The sequence below is a fragment of the Gemmatimonas sp. genome (genome assembly GCF_044376735.1).
Taxonomy (GTDB): domain Bacteria; phylum Gemmatimonadota; class Gemmatimonadetes; order Gemmatimonadales; family Gemmatimonadaceae; genus Gemmatimonas.
Genome location: NZ_JBILKJ010000016.1, coordinates 20,510 through 46,154, shown reverse-complemented (window position 1 = coordinate 46,154; position 25,645 = coordinate 20,510). Strand labels below are relative to the sequence as shown.

At 65.6% G+C, this 25,645-nt stretch carries 18 protein-coding genes and 1 tRNA gene; 9 read left to right on the top strand and 10 right to left on the bottom strand.

The annotated features are described in order from the left end of the window. Nucleotides 1-40: 40 nt before the first annotated feature. The 4 genes from ACIRA7_RS04385 to ACIRA7_RS04370 form a co-directional block, all read right to left on the bottom strand. Nucleotides 41-1,009 (bottom strand): carotenoid biosynthesis protein, encoded by a 969-nt coding sequence (locus ACIRA7_RS04385; RefSeq protein ID WP_396219600.1) that lies wholly within the window; start codon nt 1,007-1,009, stop codon nt 41-43. 12 nt (nt 1,010-1,021) lie between these two features. Then, on the bottom strand, nt 1,022-2,005 hold the full coding sequence (locus ACIRA7_RS04380; protein ID WP_396219599.1) for a phytoene/squalene synthase family protein: 984 nt from the start codon (nt 2,003-2,005) through the stop codon (nt 1,022-1,024). Between the two features lie 466 nt (nt 2,006-2,471). Then, nucleotides 2,472-3,722, bottom strand: coding sequence for a hypothetical protein (locus tag ACIRA7_RS04375; RefSeq protein WP_396219598.1), 1,251 nt, complete (start codon nt 3,720-3,722; stop codon nt 2,472-2,474). A gap of 11 nt (nt 3,723-3,733) precedes the next feature. Next, nucleotides 3,734-6,709 carry a SusC/RagA family TonB-linked outer membrane protein gene (locus ACIRA7_RS04370; protein WP_396219597.1) on the bottom strand — a complete coding sequence of 992 codons (2,976 nt, stop codon included), beginning with the start codon at nt 6,707-6,709 and terminating at the stop codon, nt 3,734-3,736. A 546-nt stretch (nt 6,710-7,255) separates the two neighbouring features. On the opposite strand from ACIRA7_RS04370, the gene solA reads away from it, so the two are divergent. Beyond that, the gene (gene solA, locus ACIRA7_RS04365; RefSeq protein ID WP_396219596.1) at nt 7,256-8,398 is read left to right on the top strand and encodes an N-methyl-L-tryptophan oxidase; all 1,143 of its coding nucleotides are present in this window, start codon (nt 7,256-7,258) and stop codon (nt 8,396-8,398) included. On the opposite strand, the gene ACIRA7_RS04360 is transcribed toward solA, so the two are convergent. The 3 genes from ACIRA7_RS04360 to ACIRA7_RS04350 form a co-directional block, all read right to left on the bottom strand. Beyond that, nucleotides 8,395-9,402 (bottom strand): dipeptide epimerase, encoded by a 1,008-nt coding sequence (locus ACIRA7_RS04360; protein ID WP_396219595.1) that lies wholly within the window; start codon nt 9,400-9,402, stop codon nt 8,395-8,397. The two genes, solA and ACIRA7_RS04360, sit on opposite strands and share 4 nt — an antisense overlap. 7 nt (nt 9,403-9,409) lie before the next feature. Beyond that, entirely contained in the window at nt 9,410-9,640 is a 231-nt protein-coding gene (locus ACIRA7_RS04355) for a zinc ribbon domain-containing protein (RefSeq protein ID WP_396219594.1), read from the bottom strand. A 202-nt stretch (nt 9,641-9,842) separates the two neighbouring features. Further along, nucleotides 9,843-10,697, bottom strand: coding sequence for a PEP-CTERM sorting domain-containing protein (locus tag ACIRA7_RS04350; RefSeq protein ID WP_396219608.1), 855 nt, complete (start codon nt 10,695-10,697; stop codon nt 9,843-9,845). A 1,163-nt stretch (nt 10,698-11,860) separates the two neighbouring features. On the opposite strand from ACIRA7_RS04350, the gene ACIRA7_RS04345 reads away from it, so the two are divergent. Next, nucleotides 11,861-12,889: an alpha/beta hydrolase family esterase gene (locus ACIRA7_RS04345; protein WP_396219593.1), complete on the top strand. Its 1,029-nt coding sequence runs from the start codon at nt 11,861-11,863 to the stop codon at nt 12,887-12,889. Nucleotides 12,890-13,004: 115 nt separating this feature from the next. Beyond that, complete coding sequence (locus ACIRA7_RS04340; RefSeq protein ID WP_396219592.1) at nt 13,005-14,096, top strand: serine hydrolase domain-containing protein; 1,092 nt, start codon at nt 13,005-13,007, stop codon at nt 14,094-14,096. 100 nt (nt 14,097-14,196) lie between these two features. On the opposite strand, the gene ACIRA7_RS04335 is transcribed toward ACIRA7_RS04340, so the two are convergent. Further along, nucleotides 14,197-14,278 (bottom strand) — tRNA-Leu (locus ACIRA7_RS04335). A gap of 139 nt (nt 14,279-14,417) precedes the next feature. On the opposite strand from ACIRA7_RS04335, the gene ACIRA7_RS04330 reads away from it, so the two are divergent. Together ACIRA7_RS04330 and ACIRA7_RS04325 are read left to right on the top strand one after the other, a co-directional pair. Beyond that, the gene (locus ACIRA7_RS04330) at nt 14,418-16,037 is read left to right on the top strand and encodes a hypothetical protein (protein WP_396219591.1); all 1,620 of its coding nucleotides are present in this window, start codon (nt 14,418-14,420) and stop codon (nt 16,035-16,037) included. 33 nt (nt 16,038-16,070) lie between these two features. Beyond that, nucleotides 16,071-16,958: a M55 family metallopeptidase gene (locus ACIRA7_RS04325; RefSeq protein WP_396219590.1), complete on the top strand. Its 888-nt coding sequence runs from the start codon at nt 16,071-16,073 to the stop codon at nt 16,956-16,958. A gap of 87 nt (nt 16,959-17,045) precedes the next feature. On the opposite strand, the gene ACIRA7_RS04320 is transcribed toward ACIRA7_RS04325, so the two are convergent. Further along, nucleotides 17,046-18,566, bottom strand: a complete 1,521-nt coding sequence (locus ACIRA7_RS04320) for a trypsin-like peptidase domain-containing protein (protein ID WP_396219589.1) — start codon at nt 18,564-18,566, stop codon at nt 17,046-17,048. A gap of 135 nt (nt 18,567-18,701) precedes the next feature. Continuing rightward, complete coding sequence (gene dnaK / locus ACIRA7_RS04315) at nt 18,702-20,642, bottom strand: molecular chaperone DnaK (protein ID WP_396219588.1); 1,941 nt, start codon at nt 20,640-20,642, stop codon at nt 18,702-18,704. A 192-nt stretch (nt 20,643-20,834) separates the two neighbouring features. Between dnaK and ACIRA7_RS04310 the strand changes: the two genes are divergently transcribed. The 4 genes from ACIRA7_RS04310 to ppk1 all read left to right on the top strand — a co-directional run bounded on the left by ACIRA7_RS04310 (nt 20,835) and on the right by ppk1 (nt 25,641). Beyond that, the gene (locus ACIRA7_RS04310) at nt 20,835-21,605 is read left to right on the top strand and encodes a rhomboid family intramembrane serine protease (RefSeq protein ID WP_396219587.1); all 771 of its coding nucleotides are present in this window, start codon (nt 20,835-20,837) and stop codon (nt 21,603-21,605) included. Between the two features lie 180 nt (nt 21,606-21,785). After that, entirely contained in the window at nt 21,786-22,397 is a 612-nt protein-coding gene (locus ACIRA7_RS04305) for a DUF47 domain-containing protein (protein ID WP_396219586.1), read from the top strand. A gap of 36 nt (nt 22,398-22,433) precedes the next feature. Next, nucleotides 22,434-23,441 (top strand): anion permease, encoded by a 1,008-nt coding sequence (locus ACIRA7_RS04300; protein ID WP_396219607.1) that lies wholly within the window; start codon nt 22,434-22,436, stop codon nt 23,439-23,441. Between the two features lie 61 nt (nt 23,442-23,502). After that, the gene (gene ppk1 / locus ACIRA7_RS04295) at nt 23,503-25,641 is read left to right on the top strand and encodes a polyphosphate kinase 1 (RefSeq protein WP_396219585.1); all 2,139 of its coding nucleotides are present in this window, start codon (nt 23,503-23,505) and stop codon (nt 25,639-25,641) included. Nucleotides 25,642-25,645: the final 4 nt, after the last annotated feature.

Genomic DNA, 25,645 nt, shown 5'->3' with positions numbered 1-25,645 from the left:
CGCAAAACCGTGCCCGCCCGCCGGTGGCCGGTGGGCGGCATCATCGACCGGGCACGGCGACACGCGCCGTCGCGGTCGTCGTGCCGAGGGTGCTGAGCGGCTGCGGGTCGTGGCGGAGCGCCGCCCACAGGGGGATCGCCATCGCAATCGTGCCCAGCACGCCGGCCAACACCATGTCCTGCCGGAAGCAGATGGCGAGCGGCAGGAGGCCGTTCAAGGCGTACAGCGTGATCGGCAGGCGATGCGGCGACACCTTGGTGGCCCAGACGCTGGGCGGCACGATGGCGAGCATGACGCGCGCCACAATGATGCCGGTCAGCAGCCACCCGAGCCAGTTGGTGATGGGCATACCGAAGAAGATCGGCTTGCCGATGAACTGTTCGAAGGCGGAGCGGTCGGACAAGCTCCCCATTTGCCAGAACCAGTGGTTCGTCTTCACCATCGCCGGGTCCATCGACACGTCCCACGCCGTCAGCACCAGCCCACCCATGAGCGCCCAGTACCACTTCGAGGTGTTGTCGTCTTTGGCCGGAAGGAATCGGCCGCAAATGGCCAGCGAGGCCACCAACATGTAGAACCACGACGTCGGGATGTTGAACGGCACACGGCCGAACATCTTGTACCCCAACTGACTGGTGTACTCGTAGGCGCCGAACGGATAGTCGGTGACCGTGCCGGCATACTCGGAGATGAACGCCAGCACGAAGGACGCGAGGAACACCAGCATCGCCCGACGGGCGCCGATGCAATGCGCGAGAAACGTCAGCCCGGCGATCGCGCCGAGGGTAACGGTGGTCGCTCCACCGTACGCGAAGCCCACGGCCATGACCTTCTGGTTCTGCGCGGTTTGCAACCACTCGGGATACGGTGGCACCAGGAACGTCGCGAACGCGAAGGCCGAAAACGCGCTGAAGAAGGCGTGCCCCAGCAGGGTGAGGCCAGCAATCTTGAACAGCGTGGACGGTGAGGAGTCCCGAAGGGAGTCCCGAACATTGGGGGAAGCGGTCATACCAGGTGCGCCTCAGGCCAGTCGGATCAGGGAATCGGCGTTGGACGCCCCCGCGTTGGGTTCCCACACGATCCGTGGACCATGTCCCAAGGCGGAAAGATCAGGCGCCGGCGCGCGATAACGCCAAGCATTCCAGAGAATGCCGACGCGTGCTATGCGACCAATGCGTGCACGGGTCGAAATGGTGTCATACTTCTGCGCTTCGATGGCCGTGAGGATACCGGCATAGCCGTTGGCACAGGCCGCCGCGCAGCGCTGAGCATCGCCGTCGAGCAGCGCGATGCCGGGCATCGCGGCCGCATACAAGGCGCGGGCTCGGCTCACTTCATACGCCATCAGCGGCGCCCAGCCGGCGTGGCTGGCCAGCTCGGGGCCACGGGTCAGCACATCCTGCGGCGTGAGGCCGAAGCGGGCCATGTCTTCGGCCGGGAGGTAGCATCGGCCACGCTGGGCATCTTCACCGACATCCCGCAGGATATTGGTGAGCTGCATGGCGGTGCCGAGGGTCCGGGCATACCGAATGGCTTGAGTGCGCATGGCCGGACCGGCGGGGACGCCGAACACATATGTACACATCTCGCCAACCGAGCTGGCCACGCCTTCACAGTACTGCTCGAGCTCCTCCCACGTGGCGTACGTCTGCGACTCGAGGTCACGCTGGACGCCGTCCAGCAGTTCGAACAGCGGGGCGGGTGACACATCGTATTCCCGCGCCACCCACGCCACTTCGCGGAAAATCGGCCCGCTGGGGCGGCCGTCGAGGGCAGCCTGCAGCTGCGACCGGTAGGCATCGAGTTGGACCGCCAGCTCCGACACGTTGTCGTGATCGGCCTGATCAACCAAGTCATCGGCGATCCGGCAGAACGCGTACAAGGCATAGGCGGCGCGGCGCTTCGCGCCCGGGAGCAGCTTGCTCGCCAGCGAAAAGGTCCGCGCATGCGCCATCGTGATCCGGGCACATTCGGACGCGTCGTCCAAGGACGCGTGGGCGATCATGCTACCGTGGGCAGCATCGGCTGCGTAAAAGGACTCATGCCGGCACGGAAACTCATCAAAACGGTGGTCAAGCGGGATGACGACTACCGCGAGTCAACAGACGGGAGTAAACAGCCCTCGCCAGTTGAACGCGGAAAACGATGGCAAGTTCCTGCAGGTGTTGCCGCGCGGCGGACATTACGGCCTCGCTGACTCGATGCAAACTAAGGTGCGGTTCAATGCGCGGACTGTCAACTATTCCTTACAGTAAAAGTGTCAGGGAAACGTGACGGTCTGATGGGCCCGTCGCTGACTCCAATCACCGCGCCTTGAGATTTCACAGGCCCATTCCCGTAAATGGAAAACAGAATCGCTGTGGCAGAGCCGAATGACAGAACGGGCCGCTCCCAGAGGGAAGCGGCCCGTCCTGTCAGCTGAGCGTCGCGGCCGCGTCAGTCATGCTCCGCGACGCTGACGGTCACCATGCTTAGCTGCGCGGGAAATTGCGGTTGTTGTCCGTTTCCTGCACCGGAAGCGGCCAGCAGGTCTGATTGCCGATCTGTGCAAAACCAGGCTTGAAGTAGGGCGCGCCCGGCACGGGCAGGTTGCGGACGTTCAGCGGACGACGGCGGAAGTCGCCCATACGCTTCGCTTCGAGATAGAAGTCACGCCCCTTCTGCTCGAAGAACTCCGTCAGGACGTCCGCGGCAGCCTGCGATCCGGCGTATGCCGGCTGGTTGTTGGCCGCCCGACGCAGGGCGATGAACGCCAGCTGCGCGGTGGTACCTGTCGCCTCGGCCTCAATATAGTCGGCTTCCAACTTCGAGGCCAACCGGAGCGGGGTATTGAACGCAGGGTACTTGTCCTGAATGAAAAACGGTCCGCTTGCCGGATCCTGTGGAGCGAGGTTGTGCTGAGCGGGCGTCTTGAAACGAATGCGCGGATCATCCGTGATACGGTAGGCGGGCGCCACCGTGATCGATCCACGGTCGAGGGTGAACTGCCACAACCGATTGCCGAGGCGCGTGCGCTGCGCCGGGTCGTCAATCGTGGCCAGGTTGAACACAAAGCCGGCCGGCACGGCACGCGCCGCGGCAATGGCCTCGGCCGTACGCCCAGCCTGAAGGTGCGCGCGCGCCAAGCCGACGCGCGCGACGTTTGCCAGCTGAATACCATCAGCCGTGGCGTTTGCCGTGCCGACGGCTACCGCCTGCGTCAACGAGGCGACGGCCGAGTCGAGCATCTGCGCCGTGGTGAGCGGACCACCACCGTTCGACACGCCCACGCAGAAGCTTTCGGCCATGTAGACGAAGCTCATGCCCTTGAACGCGGCAGCCCGTGCATATGACAGGTTCGTCGTCGGCGTGGGCAAGGTCAAATTGAGCACCGCCGAGGCCGATGACAATGCCACAGAGATTGGCTGCCACACGTCGCTGTTGTGGGAACCGTTCGTGTTCAACACCTCGCGACGACCGTACTCGTTGCGCGTCGGGAACGTCTCGGCGACAAGCGTTTCGCCAACCATCCAGGACTGGTACATCGCAAACCAGCCGTGCGCCACGGCAAAATTCTGCTGCGCCGAGGCGGCGAGTGTCGCCGCGTCATTCACCGGGTCGATGGCCGATGCGTTGATGACGTTGGGATTGGAAACCGTGAGGAAGTCCGAGCAGCCGACAAGGCTGAGCCCGGAGAACGCGACGAGAGCGCCACGTCGAACGATGCGTTGCATATGAGTCATGAGTTGAGCGCTCAGAAAGTGAAGTTGGTCTTGAACACGAAGCGACGCGGATTCGGCAGCGTCAGGAACTCCTCGCGCGAGAACTGCGCGCCGGCGGCCGAGGTCACTTCCGGATCAGGTCCGAGGTAATCCGTCCAGAGCGCCAGGTTCTGGCCGGCGAACGAGATGGTCCCACCGCTGATCGGGCCGAGCTTCGATGTCAGGCTCTTGGGAAGCGTGTACGAAACCGACACTTCACGCAGGCGAATGAAGTCGCCGTTCTGGATGTACGCTTCGCGCACTTCGTTCACCGTGGTGGCGACGCCGTTCTGCTGTACGAATGCCGGCTGTCCCGGGGTATCGTTGCCGTACCGGCGCAGGCGTTCGCGCCGTGACAGCTTATTGGGATCCAGGCGATTGTCGCTGCGAATCAGCTGCGTTTCGCGGAAGAAGTCGGTGTTGTTGTAGACGCTGAAGCCCGACTTCGCATCCAGAAGCGCCGAGACGCGGAAATTCTTGGCGATCGTGAAGGTGTTCGTCAGGTTCCATTCGCGGGTGGGCAGGACGTTGCCGAACGATTCAAGCGTATCGGCCACCACCACGCGTCCCGTGGTTTCGTCGATCGAGCGAATCGTCTTGGTGACGAAGGTGCCAAGCTGGAAGCCCTGCGTGAAGCGATTGAGCGTTCCGAAGGCGTTCACACCGCCAAGGCTCACGAGTTCGTTGTTGAGCGTGTTGCCACCAAAGCGGACTTCCCACCCAAGGTTGTTCATGCGCAGCACCTGTGCCGTCAGCGTGAGCTCGATGCCGCTGTTGGTCACTTCGCCGATGTTCGCGAACGGATTGGAAAGGAAACCGAGCGACGGCGGCAGCTGGCGAGCCAGCAGGAGATCCTTGGTGTTCTTGTTGAAGTACGTCACTTCAGCGTTCAAGCGATCGCCAAGCGTGGTGACGTCCATTCCGAACTCGACTTCCGTGCCACGCTCGGCCTTGAGCGAGTCGTTGCCGGGGTTGAGCGGAATGGCGCCTGCTTGGGACGTCCCGGTAATGGCGAACGGCGCGGCCGAGAACGTGGTCAGCGATGCGCCAGGCGTCGGTGCACGGCCCGTGGTGCCCCACGCGGCGCGAAGACGCACCTGCGGGAAGATGCCGGTAAGCCCGTCGAAGAAGCCCTCTTCCGAGATGACCCACGAGGCGCCGACCTTCGGGAGGAAGAACGACGGCGCGCCTTCACCGAACGAAGAATTCTGGTCAACGCGAGCGCCGATCTGAATGAAACGGCGATCCTGATTGCTCAGCTGCAGTTCGCCGAGATAGCCAAGCGCCTTCTGCTCGCTGAAGTTCTGGCCGCCCGTACGAGTCGATGCGTTGTCAATACTGGTCGCGGCGTTCGTCGTGAAGCCAAAGCCGTTGGCCGTCTGCACGTCGGTTCGGGAAACAATGGCCTGGAAACCACCGGACAGGTTGGCGCCGAACTGGCCTTCCTTGCCGAAGCTCCGGCGCATGCTGCCGAGGTAGTCGATCGTGAAGCGATCCGCGCCGACACGCGTTTGCGTGTTGTCACCCGTGTTCAGGTTGCCCGCATATTGCTGTGGCGCGTTACGCGGGAAAAAGCGGGTGATCTCGTCGCGAGCCAGATCGGCGCCGACCGTGAAGCGATTCGAGAACCACTGGGTGGGCTGGTAATTCGCCGCCACCGTGAACTGAGAGCGGCGGGTTTCCACCGAATTCTTGATCCCGACAATGGCGTCATACTGACGGGCAAAGCCGAAAAAGCCGTCCTGGCCGAGTTGGCCGTCGTCGCGTCGCGTGGTCGGCGACCCGAGCATCGCGCCACCGAGCCAGCCGTAGATGTTGTTGTCGTTGTCCGGCAGCACTGTCTTCGACTGCAGCACGTTGAAGCCGACGTCCATCTTGAAGCGGGCATTCGGCGCCAGGTTGACGTTGGACCGGAAGCCAATGCGAGAGAAGGCGTTGTTCGGAAGCGTGCCTTCGGTCTTGTCGGACGTGGCGCTCAAGAAGTAGCCGTAGTTGCTTCCGCCGCCACGACCGGTCCAGCCGATATTGCGTTCGCTGCCGTCACGGAAGGCGTTCACGCGCTCCAGCGGGTTGTCCTGCACCAGCGCGTTCAGTGCCTGGCCGCGGCAGAGCGGGTTGGTGCTCGCGGGGGCAATCAAGGCCGCGGTACAGTTTCCGAAGTTTGAGGGCGGCGTCCAATTCTGGTCGATCGTGGACGCATCCATGCGAAGCGTCTGGGTGAAGGTGTTCGTGCCCACCTTTCCTTTCTTCGTGATGATCTGAATCACGCCAGCCGAGGCGTCGGCGCCGTAGAGGGTGGCGGCGGCCGGGCCCTTAACCACTTCGATCGACTCGATGTCGTCGGGGTTCAGGTCGTTCAGGCGATCGGTCAGCTGTCCGCCCACGCCGGGTGTCGGCTGCGTTTCGGACACACGGATGCCGTCCACGAAAATGAGCGGCTGATTGGACAGCGAGATCGACGCGGCGCCGCGGATGCGGATCTGGCGCGAAGAACCTGCCGTGCCGCTGGACTGATTGACGGACACACCGGGCAGACGTGACTGCAACACTTCGCCGATATTGGAGACCGGCGCGGTTCGTGCGAGGTCGCCCACGGGGAGTGAAGCCACGACGGCCGCCTGAGCGCGACGCGTAGTGTTGCCGGTGACGCCCGTGACCACGACTTCGGACAACGTGGACACCGTGGCCGTCAGGACGAAGTTCTTCGTGACGCGCTGACCGGCCGCGAGGCGTACGGTGTCGTTCTTGGCGCGGTAGCCAATGCGCTGCGCGGACAGCGACAGCAGGCCGGGACGAATGTTCGCGATGGTGTACTCGCCCTTGTCATTCGTGATGCCAACCAGAGTCGTACCGCTCACCAAGACCGTGGCACCATTTACCGGAGCACCGCTCGCAGCATCCGTGACGGAGCCGGTCAGCGAACCCACGGCAACGTTGCCCTGCGCGATGACACCGCGTGGGGCGAGCATGGACGCGGCGACAACGACCGCCGCCAACGTTGGTAACTGTGTTCGAAGCACCCTAAACATGGAACAACCATCCTGGTGAAGGAGAGAAGAGAGCCGTTGGGAAGCCCCTCCCCCGAGACAATGGGGACGGGAATGGGACAAGCCGCGCTTGAGCATACTTCATCACAACGAACAACCGCTAGTCCGAAGATTTCGCCACGGTTTCGTCAAGGTTTCCCCCGCTGGTTGCGTCGGTCCCAGATGGGAAACGGTCGCCGTACACGACTTTATGGACGGGGGCGCGCTTCGTGCCGTGCTTTGCTGTTCTCCGCCGGCGTCCGACAGCGTGACCGACCGCCGAGACAGCCCGGCGCCAGCTGAAACCAGGAGGCGTGGGCGGGACCCTGCCGCCGTATTGCCCAATAGGGTGTCGCGGCCTGACGCGCTCCACGCGTGGCGCGTGCGACCCCCCTCTATAGTACCGCCAAAGTCACGCACTCTGCTCCGCGTGGATTCGCCGAAGCGTGGCGTCGTCGGCATCCTTCATTCCTCATTGAGGTCGGGCAGATGGGTGACCTTTACGACGTGATCGTCGGCGGCGTCGGCGGAATGGGTAGCGCCGCGGCCTATCATCTGGCGGCCCGTGGCCTCCGTGTGCTTGCGCTGGAGCAGCATGACCTGGGGCACGACGTCGGATCGTCGCACGGTCTCACGCGCATCATTCGCCTGGCCTACTTCGAGGACCCGTCGTATGTGCCGCTGCTGCGTCGGGCTTTTGCCCTCTGGCGTGAGCTGGAGGCCGGCCTCGACGAGCCGCTGCTGCACATCACGGGCGGGCTCGACGTGGGCGCCGCGGGAAGCGTGGTGTTCGAAGGGTCGCTGCGCAGCTGCCGCGAGCACGACCTGCCACACGAGGTGCTCGATGCCACCGCCCTGGCGGCCCGGTTTCCGGGTTGGCGCCCGGCGGCGAACGCGATGGCGGTGTACCAACCCGACGCCGGATTCCTCACGCCGGAACGGTGCATTCTGGCCCACGCCGATCGGGCGCGGTCGCTGGGCGCCGAGATCCGCACCCGGGAAACGATCCAGTCGTTCGAAGCCCACGGCGGGCGCGTGCGGGTACGCACCGATCGGGGGGACTACGAGGCGGCGCAACTGGTGTTGTCGGCTGGCCCGTGGATGGCCGACCTCGCCCCGGCACTGCGTCCGCTGCTGACGCCCGAGCGGCAGGTGCTCGGCTGGTTCGATATCGCCGATCGCCCTCGCTTTGCCCCGTCCGCGTTTCCGGTGTTCGTGCTGGAGGCGGAGGAGGGCACCTACTATGGTTTCCCCGAGTTTGACGTGCCCGGGTTCAAGATCGGGCGGTATCACCATCTCGACGAGCGCGTGCATCCAGATACCATGGACCGCGCCTGTCATCCCCGCGATGAAGCGGCCCTTCGCGAGGCGGTGTCCCGCTACTTCCCCGGCGCGAACGGGGCGTTGCGGTCATCGGCCGCGTGCCTGTTCACCAACACCCCCGACGAGCACTTCATCATCGACCGCGCACCGGGGGCGCCGGAAGTACTGCTGGTGTCACCGTGCTCCGGGCATGGCTTCAAGTTTTCCAGCGTGATCGGCGAGATCTGCGCGGATCTGGTTCAGCATGGCACCACGGCCCACAACATCGACCTGTTCCGCCTCGCGCGTTTTGCGGACCGAGGGCGTTAGCCCCACAGCGCGGCCGAGGGAGGCTGCATGACGCCGTCGGTGAACGTGATGGCGTAATCGCGATCGCGCGATTGCAGCAACGGCCCGTCGAGGTCCACGTAGCCGCAGCGCTGTCCGACCAGGAAGCCCGGAGCCATGCCCAGCGACGTGCCGCACATGTTGCCGACCATCAGCTGCAGTCCCTGCGCCAGCGCGTCGTTGGACATCGCGAGCGCTTCGGTGAGCCCGCCGCACTTGTCGAGCTTGATGTTGATGAACTGATATCGCCCGACCAGCTCGACCAATGAGGCGCGGTCGATGCACGACTCGTCGGCGGCCAAGGGCAGGGCCGCACGGAGTCCGTCGAGTTGGGCGTCCTCGAAGCGCTTCACCGGTTGCTCGACCATCTCGACGCCGAGTGCGGCGAGCGGCGGCAATACGCGCTCGAGCAGGTCGCGGGTCCACGACTGATTCGCATCGACCGCGATGCGTGCTGCGGGATGTTCCTCGCGCACCCAGCGCACGACATCCACATGGCGCTCGGCGTCGCACTTGAGCTTGAGCAGCGGATACTGGCGGGCGGCCCGCGCTTTGCGGCGCGTGTCCGCTTCGTTCCCCAGGCCCAGCGTGAACACGGTGGTGATCGGGCGCAGCGGCGCGAGCGCGGCCTGGCGCCACGCGGGAACACCGGACTGCTTGGCGCGGAGATCCCAAAGCGCGCAGTCGATGGCGTTGCGGGCCCCGCCGGAGGGGAGCAGCTCCTGCACGGCCTGCAGCGTGGCGTCGTTCACGGTGTCATTGGGTGCCGCCGCCAGAACCAGCGGGAGCACGCCCTCGATCTGCGCCTGCAGCATGTCCGGCGTTTCGCCGTCGTAGTCGACGCCCGCCGCCTCCGCGCGCCCCACGTTGCCGTCGCTGTCGGTCAGGGTGAGCGTGACGAGCGGAATGGCGGTCATCACGCCACGTGCGATTTCGAAGGGCTCGACCAGCTCCCACTGCTCGATGGCCACGGCGCTGGTGATCATCGACCGCTCACGACGCGCAGCCGCAGCCGGACCCGCAGCCACCGCCGCCCCGCATCGGGGCGGCACCGGCGCTGTTCCCGGTGAACGTGGCCAGACCACCCGAGAGTACGCGTCGCACGGGCGTACCGTTCTCCGGGTGCGCCGTGAGGCAGGGCTCCGACATCGATTGCCGCAGCTCGAAGGTCAGCGGCAGGTCGGCGTCGGATTGCGGGATGGTTTCGTAGACGTAGACGGGCATGGTCGTGGCGCCGGGCGGGGGAAGGGGAACGCCGAGTGGCTGGCGGAAAAAAGATACGCGCCGCGGCGAGGTTCGCGGCATGCCGTTATCGTTGGCGACGTCGAGCGGACCGTGGTGGAACGAAAAATCGCAGCCACGGTTGCGACGTGGCTGCGATCTGTCCGGCACGCAGCGGCCCTGCCGCCGCGCGATTACGAGCTGCTCACGCGCTCGTGCGGCGACGGCGAGCGGCGATGGCGCAACCGAGCAGCCCGGCACCAACCAGCAGGGCAGACGCCGGCTCGGGGACCGTGCTGACGGTGGTCGGGGCGGAAAACGTGGCCACGTTGCTCCCGAGTCCGTTGATCGCGATCTGCACCTGAGGGGCAAAGGTCCCGATACCGGTGAAGTTCACGTTCTGGTTGAACGGATTGGCGACGCCATAGATCGCCCGCATGGCGTCGAGGTCGAAGAACATCTGGTAGCTGTCGCTCTGCCCGAAGGCGCGGAACGGCCAGTCGTAGCTCACGCCCGAGCCGATGCCACCCACCACTCCCTGCGCATCGTACGGCCCGCCGTAGCGGGTGCCGTTCCCTGCCTGCATGGTCAGGGTACCGCCCCGCCAGCCGCTGGCACCCTCGAACTGCACGGTGAAGTCGCGTGTTTCCGACCACTCGGTGAAGCTGACCCGACCGTCGACACCGCCAACCGATGACGCGGCCTGATAGCTGTCGTTGTCGAGGTCGAACTTCACCGTGGCCGTGAGGGGGAGCGTCGCGCCGCTCACACGTCTGACGCCGACGCCCAGGATGGTGTTGCCGTTGGCGAACGCGCCGGTGGAAAAGGCGCCCGTACCGAAGCCGGTGGTACCGCCGGTGGGTCCGCCGCCGGTGGCCCCGCCGCTCACGGCGTTGTTATTGAAGGTGAACACCGAGCGGTAGATCTCGTACACATCGGTGGTCGATCCGGCTCCGAACACGCCCAGCTGATTGGACTGGCCGACGCTGGTCCAGCCGGTCCAGGTCGCCCCGCCGTTGATCGACGGCTGCGCCTGAGCCGCCGGCGCCACTGCGAGCATGGTCGCCACACAACCGACGACGAGACGCCGGGTTCTGAATAGGGTCTGCATTGCTGCTCCGGAGGAGATCGGAAAACTCGCCGAGCGATGGTGCGGACTGAATGATACCGTTCGCTGGACGCGACGTGAAGGTTCCGTCCTCGGCGGTGGTCGCGGATGGTAACGCCGGGTCGCCGTGGCGCGTGGTCAGGGGGAGGCGTTTCTGACGCGGTCGAGGCGTGCCGGTCGATCCGCGGTTATCTGCGCGCATCCGCGGTGAGGTCGTTCCCTCTTACCGGGCCCTGACCCAAAGCGTACCGCGGATTGACGCGAATGCTCGCGGATGAACGGCAAAGGCCTGGTCGGGTGACGTCGCACGCGACGTGCGGTCGAGGCGTGCCGGTCGATCCGCGGTTATCTGCGCGCATCCGCGGTGAGGTCGTTCCGCTTTTGCCGGGCCCTGACCCAAAGCGTACCGCGGATTGACGCGAATGCTCGCGGATGAACAGCAAAGGCCTGGTCGGGTGACGTCGCGCGCGACGTCCGGTCGAGGCGTGCCGATCGATCCGCGGTTATCTGCGCGCATCCGCGGTGAGGCTGTTCCGTCACAGGGCACCACATGGGCACCTCAGAACCACATGCGAACGCCCGGACTCGAACCGGGATGGGTCGCCCCGCCAGCTCCTAAGGCTGAAATGCTGGCAAGGGCCCGAGCTTCGCTAGCGGAGCGTAAGTGGGCAGAGCGGGTCAGGACAGGGCAGGGCGGTACGATATTTTGTGCTATAGCAGCATGGTCAGCGCTCCCGGTCTCTTCCCGGCCGCTCGCGCTGCGCCGATCACCGAGCGCGGCGAACAGCGCCATGGTGTCGCGGTCAACGCCGGGGAGCACGATGTGCTCGTGCATCACGCCGGGCCAGCCAAGCAGCGTGCTGACTGCCGCGCTGCCCGGCGATGTGTTGTCGACAGCGCCCACAACGGTGCGCAGCCCCACGCGCCGAGGAACACGCGCGGGGTGGCACGCCCCCAGTCGTGGGTGGTTCGACGACGTGGCCATCGATTCGTTTAGCCGGTGGATCGGGGCCCGGCTGCCGTGATGGCGCTTAACGTCGCGCCGGCTTCTCCCGTCTCATCGATACCTGACACACGCAACCGTGTATCCATCTTCGTTCATCGTCACTCCAGCCATGCTTCCGCTCATCACGCAGGGCTGTCGTCGGCTCGCCCGGCTAGCCGCTGCCGTACTGCCGACGTTGGCTGTCGGGTGTGCGAACGGCGCGAACGGTGCCGCCACGGCACCCACCACGCCGCCCGCGCCGTACCCGGTCGGGCTCAGCGATCATTCGCTCACGGTCGCGGGGGTGGCCCGCCAGTATCGCGTGCATGTGCCAACCGCTCTTGCCGGTGCACCTCGGGCGATTGTGCTGGTCCTGCACGGCGGTGGCGGCGCCGGCCTCGACGTCGCGAACACGGGGGCGCATCCCCTGTCGGTGTTCCGGACGGTTGCCGATCGCGAGCGGTTCGTCGTCGTGTATCCAGGAGGGCTGCCCGCCACCGATGGCAACGTGGGGTGGGTGGACTGCCGGCGCGACAATCGCAACGGGACAACTGCGGACGACGAGGGCTTCCTGGCGGCGCTGATCGAGAGGGTCCGCGCCGCGTACAACCTCTCCGCGTCGGCCGTGTTCATGGCTGGGGGCTCGAACGGCGCGATGATGACTCATGCCTTCGCCATGGCGCGTCCCGACCTGGTGGCGGGCGTTGCGACGTCGAGTGGCAGCCTGGCCGCCGACCCACTGCCAGGGGCTTGTAGTGCGGGGGCGACCGTCCCCGTGCCGATCGTCATGGTGCACGGTACGGCCGATACCCAGATGCCGTACGCCGGCGGCTGCGTTGCGGACCTCGGCGGGGGGTGTAATCGCGGGCGTGTGGTGTCGGCCGAGGCGACGCGCGATCGCTGGCTACGCGCGAATGGGCTGATCGGCGTTCAGCCGACGGTACAGGTGATCGATCCCGTGCCGAACGATGGCGGCCCGGCGAACCGGTTCGATTACGCGGGGCCGGTGCCGGTGCAGTGGTGGCGACTCGACGGCGCCGGGCACACCGTAGCCAGCCGGTCCGTGCTTGTGGCCCCCAACACGCTGTCGGGTATCCAGAGCCGCGACATCGAGTTTGCCGAGGTGGCGTGGGCGTTCTTTGCGGCGAGGCTTCGGTGAACACGGTGAGTCGCACATAGGGGTGCGCAGACGTGTTGTGTTTCTACCACGGCGGCCTCCCCCTGGCTGGTGCTCGATCGATCAACGATTCATCACGTTCAACTCGGTGATTCCCATGCGCTCCGTGTGGCGGACCGGCCGCTTACTGACGCCCCTGTCGATCCTCGTAGTACTTGAGACTGGCTGCGGCGCATCCGGCAGTCCAGCGTCTCCGACGACGCCCGACGCGCCGACACCGGCCGCCGGTCCGACTCTCGAGGCGATCGCTGCCGCCAAGGCGTACAGCACGTCGATGGGTGGCCAGACCTTTCTTGTGATGCACCGCGGGCAGGTGCTCGACGAGTCGTACACGAATGGCGGAAGCGCCGACCGCGTCCAGCTGCTCGCCAGCGCGACCAAGGGCTTCACCGGTATGCTCGGCGGGATCGCGGCGGCCGACGGGCTGTTCGACCTCGATGAACCGGTGGCGCGACGGGCCCTCACCGAATGGCGCGGTGACTCCCTGAAATCCCGCATCACCTATCGGCACCTGCTCACCATGACGAGCGGGCTCCGCGAACTGAACGATCTGTCCGGGTGGCTCGATTACCTGCCGGCGCCCGCGGACTATTCAGGCGGCAGCACCTTCGTGTACAGTGGTGATCCCAACCTCTTCGGATTGGCGCTCGAGCGACGACTCGGTGGCGAAGCGGTCGTGGACTACATGTCGCGGCGCCTGCTGCAGCCGCTTGGCATCACCTCGCTGCGTTGGGCCACGAACTTCGCCGACGGCCGCCCCAACCTGTCGGGCAGTGCGTACGTGACCGCGCGCGACTGGGCGAAGTTCGGCGAGTTCGTTCGCCTCACGATGACCGCGCGGTGGACCGGCCCCGCCATCCTGCCGCGCCCGTTCTTCGACCAAGTGTTCAAGGGTAATCCGGCGCACCCGGCCTACGGCTTCTACTGGTGGCTCAAGAAGCCGGTGCCCGCCGCCCTGGCAACGACGATCGACGCAAACAACAAGCGGCAGTACTCGCTGCAGATCAAGCCGATCGTCGATCAGCCGATGATTCCGGACGATTTCGTGATGGCGAAAGGGGCCTACGGGCAGCAGTTGTATGTGATCCCCTCGCTCGAGCTGACCGTCGTGCGCAACGGGCCGGCCCAGCGGAACGATTTCGACGACGTGGCATTCCTGACGCGACTGCTCGCCGGGTTTCGCCGCTGACGCGAGTGGCGTGAGGAACTGCGCTGCGCCATCACGACGCCGACGCGCAGAAGACTGGCGTGTTCACGCCGAAGACGACATACCCAATTCCCTCGGCCAATGCGAACGCCCGGACTCGAACCGGGATGGGTCGCCCCGCCAGCTCCTAAGGCTGGTGCGTCTACCAATTTCGCCACGTCCGCGTACGGCAGCGACCGGCTGCCAGCGCGTGCAGTATAGCGACTTCCCCCCGCGCGCGGGGTGGGGCCATCAACACCGCCTCACGAAGCGCCGCATGCTGCCACTTGTGGCGACGGTTGGCACTCCGCGGTAACGTTGCCCATGCGTCTTTCTTCGCTCCTCGCTTCGGGCGCGGCCTCCAAGAGGGCGGCGTGGTTCGCGTCGCTCTGGCTCACCCCGTTCGCGCTCACGGCCCAAACCACCTCCGCTGCGGGGCCCGCCACCGGCGTCCCCATCGGCGCCGACGCGGTAGAACAACGTGCCATGGGCACCGCGGACGGCGTTCGTGTGGTGGCGTCGTTCGAGGGCCTCGGGGCCCGCTTTGTGGGCCCGCATGGGCGCGTCGCACTCCGGAATCCATCGGACAATTCGCTGGCCGTGGGGCGCCGTCACCTTGTGCAAACGGTCAACTCTCAGCTGGCCGTGTTCAGCCGCGCCGGCACGCCGCTGTATGGGCCGCTGCCCACCAACAGTGTGTTTCGTGGGTTTGGTGGCCCCTGCGAGGACATCCTCAGCGGTGACGCCGTGGTACGCTACGATCAACTGGCCGATCGCTGGCTGTTGGTGCTCCCCATCTTTCGGCGCGCACTGCCGTACACCGCGCCGCATGGGCCGCGCCGCGCGCCGTTGCCGCGTCCCGCGGAGCGGCGCGACACGGTTCCACGCCCTGCTCCACCTCGCCCCGGGCCCGAGCCCGCCAACGGCCAGTACACCATGTGCTACGCGGTGAGTGCTACCTCCAACCCGCTCGGCGCGTGGTATCGCTACGCCTTCACGCGGCCCCTTTTCCCCGACTATCCACGACCGGCTGTGTGGCCCGATGGCTACTATGTGCCCACCAGCACCGGTGACGAGGTGATCGAGAAGCACCTGTGCGTGGCCGAACGCCCCCGCATGTTGCGCGGCGAGGAGGCGCGTGAGCTGTGCCGCATTGTGCCGGGGGTGAACTTCCTGAACACCGCCGATCTCGATGGCCGCACGCTACCGCCGCGTGGTGCCCCGAATCTCGTGCTCGCCGCCGGCGGTGCGCAGCTCCAAGGCGTAACCGACGCGTCCGAGTTACAGCTCTGGCGGTTTTCCGTGAACTGGACCGATACCACCCGCACCTCGCTGGTCGGACCGGAACGGATCGCGGTGGCCCCGTACCGCTATTTGTGTGGCGGCCAACTCACGAACTGTGTGCCGCAGCCGAGCACTGAGCGTCGGCTTGACGCGCAGGGCGACAAGCTGATGGCGCGTGTGGTGTACCGTCAGTTCGGATCAGGCGGGCGAATCGTGGCGGCGCATTCCGTGAACACCACCAGCGGGGCTGGGGGTGTGCGATGGTACGAGCTGCAGGTGGCGCACAACGGGGCGGTGACGCTGGCGCAACAGGGCACCTATGCCCCTGACAGCGCGACGCGCTGGATGCCCAGCGCCGCGATGGACCGGTTCGGCAACATCGGCATGGGGTACTCGTTTGGGAGTGCCACGCACTTCCCGGGGCAGCGATTCGCCGCGCGGACTCCTCGCGATGCCCCGGGTACGCTTGGTCTGCGCGAAGCGGTCTTGGTGCAGGGCGAGGCCGCACAGACCACGACGCTCCGCTGGCAAGACTACACGCAGACGGCCGTTGATCCGGTTGATGACTGTACCATCTGGTACGTGGGCGACTATCTCAAGGCCGGCGACAGCGCCTATTCCACACGCATTGGCGCCTTTCGCCTCCCGGGCTGTCGGTAACGCTGTGTTGGTGTTTCCCCACTCACTTTTCCCATGGCTATGCGAATTCCAACGGCACTCGCCGCACTAACCCTCGCCTTCACCGCCAGTACGGCGCAGGCGCAGACGAAGAAGGTCTATATCTCCGTTGACATGGAGGGGATTAGCGGCATCAACGGTGATAACCAAACGTCGGCCACCGGGGCCGAGTATGGGCGTGCCCGTAAGCTGATGGCGGAAGACGCCAACGCGGCGATTCGCGGGGCGTTTGCCGGCGGCGCTACTGAGGTGGTGGTAAACGATTCGCACGGAAGCCAACGCAACCTGCTCCCCGAGGACATCGATCCGCGTGTGCGACTCATCAGCCACAGCTTCAAGCGCCACGGCATGATGGAGGGGCTGGATAGTAGTTTCGCCGCGATCATCTTCGTGGGGTACCACGCCAAGGCCGGATCACCGCGCGGCGTGTTTGCCCACACGGGCTCCGGGGTACTGGCCGATTTACAGATTAACGGACAGTCGGTGGGTGAGGGTGGTATGAATGCGCTCCTCGCGCGCTGGTATGGTGTGCCGGTGGTCATGGTGACGGGGGACGACGTGGCGATTGAGGAGCAGCGCGTTACCGTGCCAGCGGTGCGTGGCGTGGTGGTGAAGCGGGCCATCAACTCAAGGGCCGTTGAACTCCGGCCATTGGTAGACGCGCGTCGTGACATTGAGCTGGGCGCGAAGGAGAGTGTGGCAGCGGCACGGCCGGTGCCGCCGCAACGATTGCCGCAGTACACGGTGCGCATGACCTTCCGGGACCCCACCATCCCCGAGGTGGCCACGGCGTTTCGTGAGGTGCGTCTGGTGTCGTCCACCAGTGTGGAATTCACCCGTGAGGCCATGCCGGACGCGTACCGGCTGATCCGCGTGCTGTATCGGTTCATCAACACCGACTGAGCGGCGTACGCCTCTCCAAACAGCAAGACGGGCGGCATCGCGATGCGATGCCGCCCGTCCTGTTTCAGCGCGAGACGCGAGCGGGGATCAGCCGCCCACGCGGATGTTCACCACGCGCTGGCCCACGCGCGGGTCCATGTTCTGCACCAGCAGGCTCACGTAGTCGCCGTCCTTGAGCCCCGACAGCACCCCCTGCAGGTCGCTCACGGACTTCACCGTACGACGCGGCGTGGGGTAGAGCACCTCGAGCACGATGTCGCTGCCGGCGGCGAGCTTGTCGCGGGCGGGGCCGTCCTCGGCCACATCCGACACGCGCACGCCGCGCCCGTCGAGCTTCATGCGGTCGGCCACCTCGGCCGGTACCGCTTCCAGCGTGATGCCAAGCTTGCCGGCGGCCGGCACGGCCTTGGCCGCCGCTTCAGGGAGCGCCGCCACACGGCTCACGGCGTCGGCTTCCACCAGCTTCACCTTGAAGCTCTTGCGGGTGCCGAAGCGCATCACTTCCACCGGCACGAGATCGCCCACGCGGCGCGAGCGCACGACGCGCTGCAAGGAGCTCACGCGGTCCACCGGCTTCCCGTCGACGGTGACAATGATGTCGCCCACTTCGATGCCGGCGGCCTTCGCCGGTCCGCCATCGGCCGGGTTGAAGCCCGCCACCTTCACGCCGGCGACACGAGACAAGCCATTGATGCCCGCGTCTTCCGGATCGATACGCCCCACCGAGACACCCATCACGGGCAGGCGCACGCGCCCTTCCTTGATCAGGTCATCGGTGACGGCCTTCACCAGCGTGATCGGAATCGCGAAACCGTAGCCCGAGTAAAAGCCCGTCTGGCTGGCGATGGCGCTGTTCAGGCCGATCACTTCACCACGCAGGTTGATGAGCGGTCCGCCGGAGTTCCCCGGGTTGATCGCCGCATCGGTCTGAATGAAATCGGAAATCGTGAAGTTGCCCGAGTTCGGCAGCTGGATCTCCGAGCCACGGCCCTTGGCCGAGATGATGCCGGCCGTGACCGTGAAGTCGAGTCCCAACGGATTGCCGACGGCAAGTACCCAGTCGCCGATGCGCGTGGTCTCGTCGTTGCCGATGGCCAGCGTGGGGAGCCCCTTCGCCTCGATCTTCACCACCGCGACGTCGGTGGTCGAGTCGGTGCCCACCACCTTCGCCTTGAAAGTGCGACCGTCGCTGAGCGTGATCGACACCTGGTCGGCGTCGGCCACCACGTGATTGTTCGTGACGATGTACCCATCCGCCGTCACGATGAACCCCGAGCCTTCGCCGCGCTGCTGCCGTGGCTGCTGCGGTCCGAACTGCTCGAGAAAGTCTTCCATCCCCTGCGGCGTGCGACCACGAACCTGCGGACGCGGGCGGGCTGTGCGGGTAGTATTGACCGCGACGACGCCCGGCGTGACCCGTTCGGCGATATCGGCGAAGGAGCTGCCTTCGGGGGCCATGGGACCGCGCACCGAGGGCGCGCGCGAGGTCGTGCCACCCTGCGCCCAGCCGATCTTCGTCCAGTCCATGCCGGACGCGAAGAGGACGCCGGCGGAAAAGCTCACGGCCGCCGCAGCGGCGAAACGGAATCGGGAGAAACGAGAAGCCATGTGTCTGAACCCGGTGAATGCGGTACGAGCGGTGTGCTGAAAAACGCTAACCTGAAACCTACGATACGATAAGACACCGGACCCCCGCGGGGAGTTTCCACGGAGGTCCGGTGCCTTCATCCCACCCTGTGGCGCTTACTTCTTGTTGTCGTCGACGATCTCGTAGTCGGCTTCGACGACGTCGTCGGGCTTGGCGCCGCCCGCTGCCGGCTCGCCGGTCGGAGCCGCCCCAGCGTCGGGTGCCGCTCCTTCCGCCGACTGCTGCTGATAGAAGGCCTGCCCGGCCTCGCTATACGCCTTCGTCAGCTCTTCCTGCGCGGCCCGGATTTCGGCCATATCGTCGCCACGGAGCGCCTTACGCGACCGCTCGATCGACGCGTCGATCCGTTCCTTCAGATTGGCCGGCACCTTGTCGCCCCACTCCTTCACGTTCTTTTCGACTTCGTACGTCTGCGAGTCGAGGCGGTTGCGCGTCTCGATTTCCTCGCGACGCTGCTTGTCTTCACCCGCGTTCTTCTCGGCGTCCTTGACCATCTTGTCGATGTCCGCATCCGACAGCCCGCTGGACGCTTCAATGCGGATCTTCTGTTCCTTGCCCGACGCCTTGTCGCGCGCCGTGACATGCAGAATACCATTGGCGTCGATGTCGAACGTGACCTCGACCTGCGGCATGCCGCGCGGAGCGGGCGGGATGCCCGTGAGCTGGAACTTGCCGATGGTGCGGTTGTACACGGCCAGCTCGCGCTCGCCCTGCAGCACGTGAATCTCGACCGTCGTCTGGTTGTCGTCGGCGGTGGAGAACGTCTCCGCCTTCTTGGTCGGGATGGTCGTGTTGCGCGGGATGAGCACCGTCATCACGCCACCGAGCGTTTCGATGCCGAGCGACAGCGGCGTCACGTCGAGCAGCAGGACGTCCTTCTGCTCGCCGGTGAGCACGGCGCCCTGGATGGCGGCGCCGACGGCCACGACTTCGTCGGGGTTCACGCCCTTGTTGGGCTCCTTGCCGAAGAACTCCTTCACGACCTGCTGGATCTTCGGAATGCGCGTGGAGCCGCCCACCAGAATGACCTCGTCGACTTCGCTCGGCTGCATGCCGGCATCCTTGAGCGCCTTCTTCATGGGCTCGAGGGTGCGCTGAATGAGGTCGTCCACGAGCTGCTCGAACTTGGCGCGCGTGAGCGAGTAGTTCAGGTGCTTCGGACCCGACTGGTCGGCGGTGATGAAGGGCAGGTTGATGTCGGTGCTGTTCGCACTCGACAGTTCCATCTTCGCCTTTTCGGCCGCTTCCTTGAGACGCTGGATCGCCATCGGATCCTTGCTCAAGTCGATCGCCTGATCGCGCTTGAACTCGGCCACCAGCCAATCCATGACGCGCTGGTCGAAGTCGTCGCCGCCGAGGTGCGTGTCACCGTTGGTGGACTTGACCTCGAACTGGCGCGTGCCGTCGACGTCGTACAGTTCGAGGACGGAGATGTCGTACGTCCCGCCGCCCAAGTCGAACACGGCGACCTTCTCGTCGGTCTTCTTATTCTTGTCCAAGCCGTAGGCGAGCGCAGCCGCGGTGGGCTCGTTGATGATGCGGAGCACGTCGAGGCCGGCGATCTTGCCGGCGTCCTTGGTGGCCTGGCGCTGCGCGTCGTTGAAGTACGCGGGCACGGTGATGACGGCCTTGGTCACGGTGTGGCCGAGGTAGTCTTCGGCGGTCTGCTTCATCTTCTGCAGGATCATGGCCGAGATCTCGGGCGGCGTGTACCGCTTCCCCCCCACCTCGACGGAGGCCACGTCGTTCGGCCCCGCCACGATCTTGTACGGCACGCGCGACTGCTCGGCCTGGGCTTCGCTGGTCCGCTGTCCCATGAAGCGCTTGATCGAGAAGATCGTGTTCTGGGGGTTGGTGACGGCCTGCCGCTTGGCGATCTGGCCGACCAGGCGCTCGCCGTCCTTGGTAAATCCGACGACCGACGGGGTCGTCCGACCGCCCTCGGCGTTCGGGATGACCACGGGATCGCCACCTTCCAGCACGGAGACCACCGAGTTGGTGGTTCCCAGGTCGATGCCGATAACTTTTTCAGCCATTGAGGTCTCGTTGAGGAGTTGCCGTCTGTAGGGACGTCTGTGCGGTGTGCTTGCTCTGTTCCACTGCTGCCGCTATCAAGGGCAAGCGGTGGGCCGTGATACGCCTGCCGGACCGGCGCAATTCCGGCGGTTGGCGGGAGATGGTGGGCTGTCGCGTCGGCAGTCTGCCAATTTGACTTGGTTGGGGGTGCCATGTTTCCTGTTTCAGACGACAATCCCACGCTGCGCGCCCCGGTCATGACCGTCGGGCTGCTGGTGATCACGTGGGCGGTCTGGTTTTTCGTGCAGGGGGCCGGGAGTCCGCTGCCGCTGGCGATCAGCGTGTGCGATCTGGGGATGGTGCCCGGCGAGCTGAGCCGGATGGCGCCCGTGGGATTTGGGGTGCCGTTGGGTCGTTTCGGCGACCAGGCGCTCTCCTGCGTGATCGACGACTACGCGATCAACTGGTTCACCCCGATAACCAGCATGTTCTTGCACGGCGGGTGGGGGCACCTCATCGGCAACTCGCTGTACTTCTGGGTGTTCGGCAACAATGTGGAAGACAGCATGGGACGGGCGCGATTTCTGGGGTTCTACCTGTTGACGGGTGTGGCCGCGGCGATGGCGCATCTGGCGGTCGATCCGACCTCACCGGTGCCGACGGTGGGCGCGTCGGGAGCGATTTCGGGGATCATGGGGGCCTACCTGGTGCTGTACCCGCGGGTGCAGGTGCGCACCTTCATCCCGCCGTTCTTCCTACTGCGCTTCCCGGCCTGGGCGGTGCTCATTCTCTGGTTCGGCAGCCAGCTGCTGGCCGGACTGCCCGAGCTGTCGCCACTGCGCCGTGAGATTTCCGGCGGGGTGGCGGTGTGGGCGCACGTGGGCGGCTTCGTGGTCGGCGCCCTACTGGCCCGCTGGTTCGAGAACCCCGACCTCGTGCGCCGCAAGCGGGCGGTGAGCGACGCCAAGGTGGTTTGGCGGTGAACCGTCTGGTGTCGGCGGCATGCGTCTAGGTCATGTAACGATGGGTGTCCCACGTGGCGTCCGAGCGCCAGTGACGCGATTGTTACGATACGAAAGATTCCAGTACCGTACCGCTCTCGGGTGTTCGAGGCGCCGCACTGGTTTCCACGTCCGATCCGCCCTCTCTCAGCCATCCGCGCCGTGAAGCTCTTCTCGAAAGACGAAACCTTCTTTGATCATTTTCGCCAGCTGGCCGTGTACATGGGCAGCGCCTCGACGCTGCTGCGCACGTTGCTGGAGAATCCGTCCGACGCCGCCCGCATCGCGGTCGAAATCAAGAAGGTCGAGACGGACGGCGATACGATCGTGCATCTGATCAACCAGCGCATCGACACGAGCTTCGTCACGCCGCTCGACCGGGAAGACATCCATGTGCTGGCGACACGTCTCGACAACGTGATCGACCTGATCAATGGCGCGGCGCGGCGAGTGGTGATGTTCCGGGTGAAGACGCCGCGGACCGGCGGGGTCGAAATGGCCGACGTGCTGGTGCGGGCGAGCGCGGAGATCCTCGCCTCGGTGGGCGATGTGACGAAGCGCGCGAAGATGCTGGAGCATGGCCGCACCATCAAGCAGCTCGAGGAGGAGGGTGACGTACTGTACGCGAAGTCGGTCGGCGCGCTGTTCGAGCACGATGAGCCGGCCATTGAAGTGCTGAAGTGGAAGGAGATTTTCGACGCGCTGGAGCATGCGATCGACGAGTGCGAAGATGTGTCGAACGTGCTCGAAAGCATTGCGCTCAAGAACAGCTGACGATCCGTGGTCTACTTCGTTCTGTTCATCGTGGTGATGGCGCTGGCCTTCGATTACATCAACGGATTCCACGACTCAGCGAACTCCATTGCGACCATCGTCGGCACCCGGGTGCTCAGCCCGCTGGCGGCGGTCATCTGGGCGGCGTTCTTCAATTTCGCGGCGTTGTTCGTTGCGGGCACGGCGGTGGCGAAGGCGTTCGGTGGCGGCTTCATCGACATGAAGATTGTCGATCCGAGCGTGATCTTGGCGGCCTTGCTCGGTGCGATCATCTGGAATCTGATCACGTGGTGGTTCGGGATTCCCTCGAGTTCGTCGCACGCGCTGATCGGCGGGTATGCCGGAGCCGCGGTGTCCAAGGCCGGCTTCGCGGCGCTGTTGTGGGGACCGAAGTGGATCGAGACGCTGTCCGCGATCGTGCTGTCGCCGGCGCTCGGGATGCTGATGGGCTTCGGCCTGATGGTGCTGGTGTTCAACCTGTTCCGGAAGGCGACCAATGCGCGGGTGGACAAGTTCTTCCGCGCGGCGCAGCTGACCAGCTCGGCGCTGCTGTCGCTGGCGCACGGTAGCAACGATGCCCAGAAAACGATGGGTATCATTGTGGCGCTGCTGGTCGCGTCGAAGGCGACGTTCGCCGCGGAGACCGGCTGGCTGCACTTCTTCTACGTCGAGGATCTGAAGACGATTCCGACGTGGGTCGAGTTGGCGGCGTACGCGTGTATCTCGCTGGGCACCTTGTCGGGCGGGTGGCGCATCGTGCACACGATGGGCACGCGCATCACCAAACTGAAGCCGGTCGGCGGCTTCTGCGCGGAAACCGGCGGGGCGATCGTCATTCTGATGGCGACGCGCTTGGGCATCCCGGTCAGCACGACGCACACCATCACCGGCGCCATCGTGGGCGTTGGTGCGACCACGCGGCTGTCGGCGGTGCGCTGGGGCTTGGCAGGCCGAATTGTCTGGGCGTGGGTGATCACGATTCCTGCGGCGGCAACGATGGCCGCGCTCTCCTACCGTCTGCTGGCGGCGATCCATTCTGTCTGATCCTTCATCGGCCCGCCGCGGTACGCCGCGCCGGAACGTCGCCATCGCGTCGTCGACGGCGTTGTCGCTGCCGTACCTGAATCGCGAGCTGAGCTGGCTCGACTTCAACGCGCGCGTGCTTGAGGAAGCGCTGGACGTGCGCGTGCCGTTGCTCGAACGGCTCAAGTTCCTGGCGATTTTCAGCACGAATCTGGACGAGTTCTACATGGTCCGGGTGGCCGGGCTGCGCCGGAAGGTCGCGTCGGGGGCGCCGCAGTATCCGCCCGATCCGCTGTCGCCCCCCGAACAGCTCGAGGCCATCCGCACCCGGGTGCATGAACTGCTGCAGCGCCGTCATCATGCGCTGCACGCGCTGCTGCTGCCGACGCTCGAGGAGAAGGGCATCAAGTTGGTGCCGATGGCCTCGCTCGACGAACGCGAGCGCGAGCGGGTGCACGCCTACTTTGAGTCGCAGGTCTTCCCGGTGCTCACGCCGTTGGCGGTGGACCCGGGCCATCCCTTCCCGTACATCTCGAATCTCTCGCTGTCGCTCGCCGTGGCCATCGGCGATCCGGACAGCGGCAAGGAGCATTTCGCGCGCGTGAAGGTCCCGCGCTCGCTGCCGCGCTGGGTCCCCATCGAGCGCGACGGCGAACATTGCTTCGTGCCCCTCGAAGCCGTCATCGGCGAGCATCTCGGTACGCTGTTCCCCGGCATGGACGTGAAGCGATGGTTCACGTTCCGGATCACGCGCTACTCCGATCTGGACCTCGGACAGATGGACCAGCCGGACGACCTGCTGGAGACGATCGAGCAGCAGGTGTTTCAGCGCCGCTTCGGTGAAGTGGTGCGGCTCGAGGTGCAGCGCGACATGCCGCGGGCCATGCGCCAGCTGCTGCTCGAGGAGCTGAGCGAGAGCGAGACGCAGCTCGTCGCCCCGTTGAGCGCACGCGACATCCACGACCGGGACGATCTGCTGGAGCTGGGCGACTTGTTGCAGATCGCCGGGCTCGATGTGCCGGAGCTTCGCGACGCGCCCTACACACCGGTGGTGCCGGCCCCGTTTCGCGACGGCCGCAACATCTTCGACGTCATTCGTGAACGCGACGTGATGGTGCATCACCCGTACGAGTCCTTCAGCTCCTCGGTGGAAGCGTTCCTCGAGGCGGCGTCGTGTGACCCGCAGGTGCTGGCGATCAAGCTCACGCTGTACCGCACGTCGGGCGACACGGCGATCGTGCGGGCGCTGACGCAGGCCGCCGAAGCGGGCAAGCAGGTGGCGGTCATCATCGAGCTGCAGGCGCGCTTCGACGAGCAGAACAACATCACGTTTGCCCGTACGATGGAAAGCTACGGCATCCACGTGGCCTACGGACTGCCAGGGCTCAAGACGCACGCCAAGACGGTGCTGGTGGTGCGACGCGACCACGACGGTATCCGGCGCTACGTGCATGTGAGCACCGGCAACTACAATTCGAAGACCGCACGGCTCTACACCGATATCGGCCTCTTCACCTGCAATCCGCAGATCGGCGCGGATTCGAGCGACCTGTTCAACTCGCTCACCGGCGTCTCGCGGCAGAAGTTCTACCGCCGGCTGATCATGGCGCCGGCGAATCTGCGCCAACGCACGATCGAAATGATCGAGCGCGAGTCGGCGCACGCCAGGGCGGGACGGGGTGGACGCATCATTGCGAAAATGAATGCCTTGGTCGATCCGGAGGTCATCGCCGCGTTGTACCGTGCGTCGCAAGCGGGGGTGGAGATCGACCTGATCGTGCGCGGCATCTGCTGTCTGCTCCCCGGGCTCCGCGGCGTGAGTGATCACATCCGCGTGGTCAGCATCATCGGGCGTTTTCTCGAGCATTCACGCGTGGTCTTCTTTTCGAACGGCGGGAACCCCGAGTACTACATCGGATCGGCCGACTGGATGCCCCGCAATTTCGATCGGCGCGTGGAAACGATGGCCCCGATCGACGATGTCGCATGGCACGGCCGCCTGCAGCGGGTTCTGGAAACGTGCCTGGCCGATAACCGGCAGGCGTGGGATCTCGGGGCCGATGGCACGTATCGCCGACGGGTGTTGGACGGCGACGACGAGCGTGCCACGCATGCCGCGCTGATGCGCGATCCGTGGGGCGGTGCGGGGTTGAAAGGGGCAGGGAAGACCGCCGCGCGGAAGAAACGGGCGAAGACGGTCAGCACGACCGACGGCGAGTAGCGCG

Bases quoted from the DNA above. Each gene is read 5' to 3' on its own strand.
- ACIRA7_RS04370 (WP_396219597.1), bottom strand. From the start codon at position 6,709: ATGCTCGCCCCACGCGGTGTCATCGCGCAGGGCAACGTTGCCGTGGGT.
- ACIRA7_RS04310 (WP_396219587.1), top strand. From the start codon at position 20,835: ATGTTTCCTGTTTCAGACGACAATCCCACGCTGCGCGCCCCGGTCATG.
- ACIRA7_RS04375 (WP_396219598.1), bottom strand. From the start codon at position 3,722: ATGACTCATATGCAACGCATCGTTCGACGTGGCGCTCTCGTCGCGTTC.
- ACIRA7_RS04385 (WP_396219600.1), bottom strand. From the start codon at position 1,009: ATGACCGCTTCCCCCAATGTTCGGGACTCCCTTCGGGACTCCTCACCG.
- ACIRA7_RS04340 (WP_396219592.1), top strand. From the start codon at position 13,005: ATGCGCTCCGTGTGGCGGACCGGCCGCTTACTGACGCCCCTGTCGATC.
- ACIRA7_RS04380 (WP_396219599.1), bottom strand. From the start codon at position 2,005: ATGATCGCCCACGCGTCCTTGGACGACGCGTCCGAATGTGCCCGGATC.
- ACIRA7_RS04300 (WP_396219607.1), top strand. From the start codon at position 22,434: ATGGCGCTGGCCTTCGATTACATCAACGGATTCCACGACTCAGCGAAC.
- ACIRA7_RS04330 (WP_396219591.1), top strand. From the start codon at position 14,418: ATGCGTCTTTCTTCGCTCCTCGCTTCGGGCGCGGCCTCCAAGAGGGCG.
- ACIRA7_RS04345 (WP_396219593.1), top strand. From the start codon at position 11,861: ATGCTTCCGCTCATCACGCAGGGCTGTCGTCGGCTCGCCCGGCTAGCC.
- ACIRA7_RS04350 (WP_396219608.1), bottom strand. From the start codon at position 10,697: ATGCTCGCAGTGGCGCCGGCGGCTCAGGCGCAGCCGTCGATCAACGGC.
- ACIRA7_RS04360 (WP_396219595.1), bottom strand. From the start codon at position 9,402: ATGATCACCAGCGCCGTGGCCATCGAGCAGTGGGAGCTGGTCGAGCCC.
- ACIRA7_RS04355 (WP_396219594.1), bottom strand. From the start codon at position 9,640: ATGCCCGTCTACGTCTACGAAACCATCCCGCAATCCGACGCCGACCTG.
- ACIRA7_RS04325 (WP_396219590.1), top strand. From the start codon at position 16,071: ATGGCTATGCGAATTCCAACGGCACTCGCCGCACTAACCCTCGCCTTC.
- dnaK (WP_396219588.1), bottom strand. From the start codon at position 20,642: ATGGCTGAAAAAGTTATCGGCATCGACCTGGGAACCACCAACTCGGTG.
- ACIRA7_RS04320 (WP_396219589.1), bottom strand. From the start codon at position 18,566: ATGGCTTCTCGTTTCTCCCGATTCCGTTTCGCCGCTGCGGCGGCCGTG.
- solA (WP_396219596.1), top strand. From the start codon at position 7,256: ATGGGTGACCTTTACGACGTGATCGTCGGCGGCGTCGGCGGAATGGGT.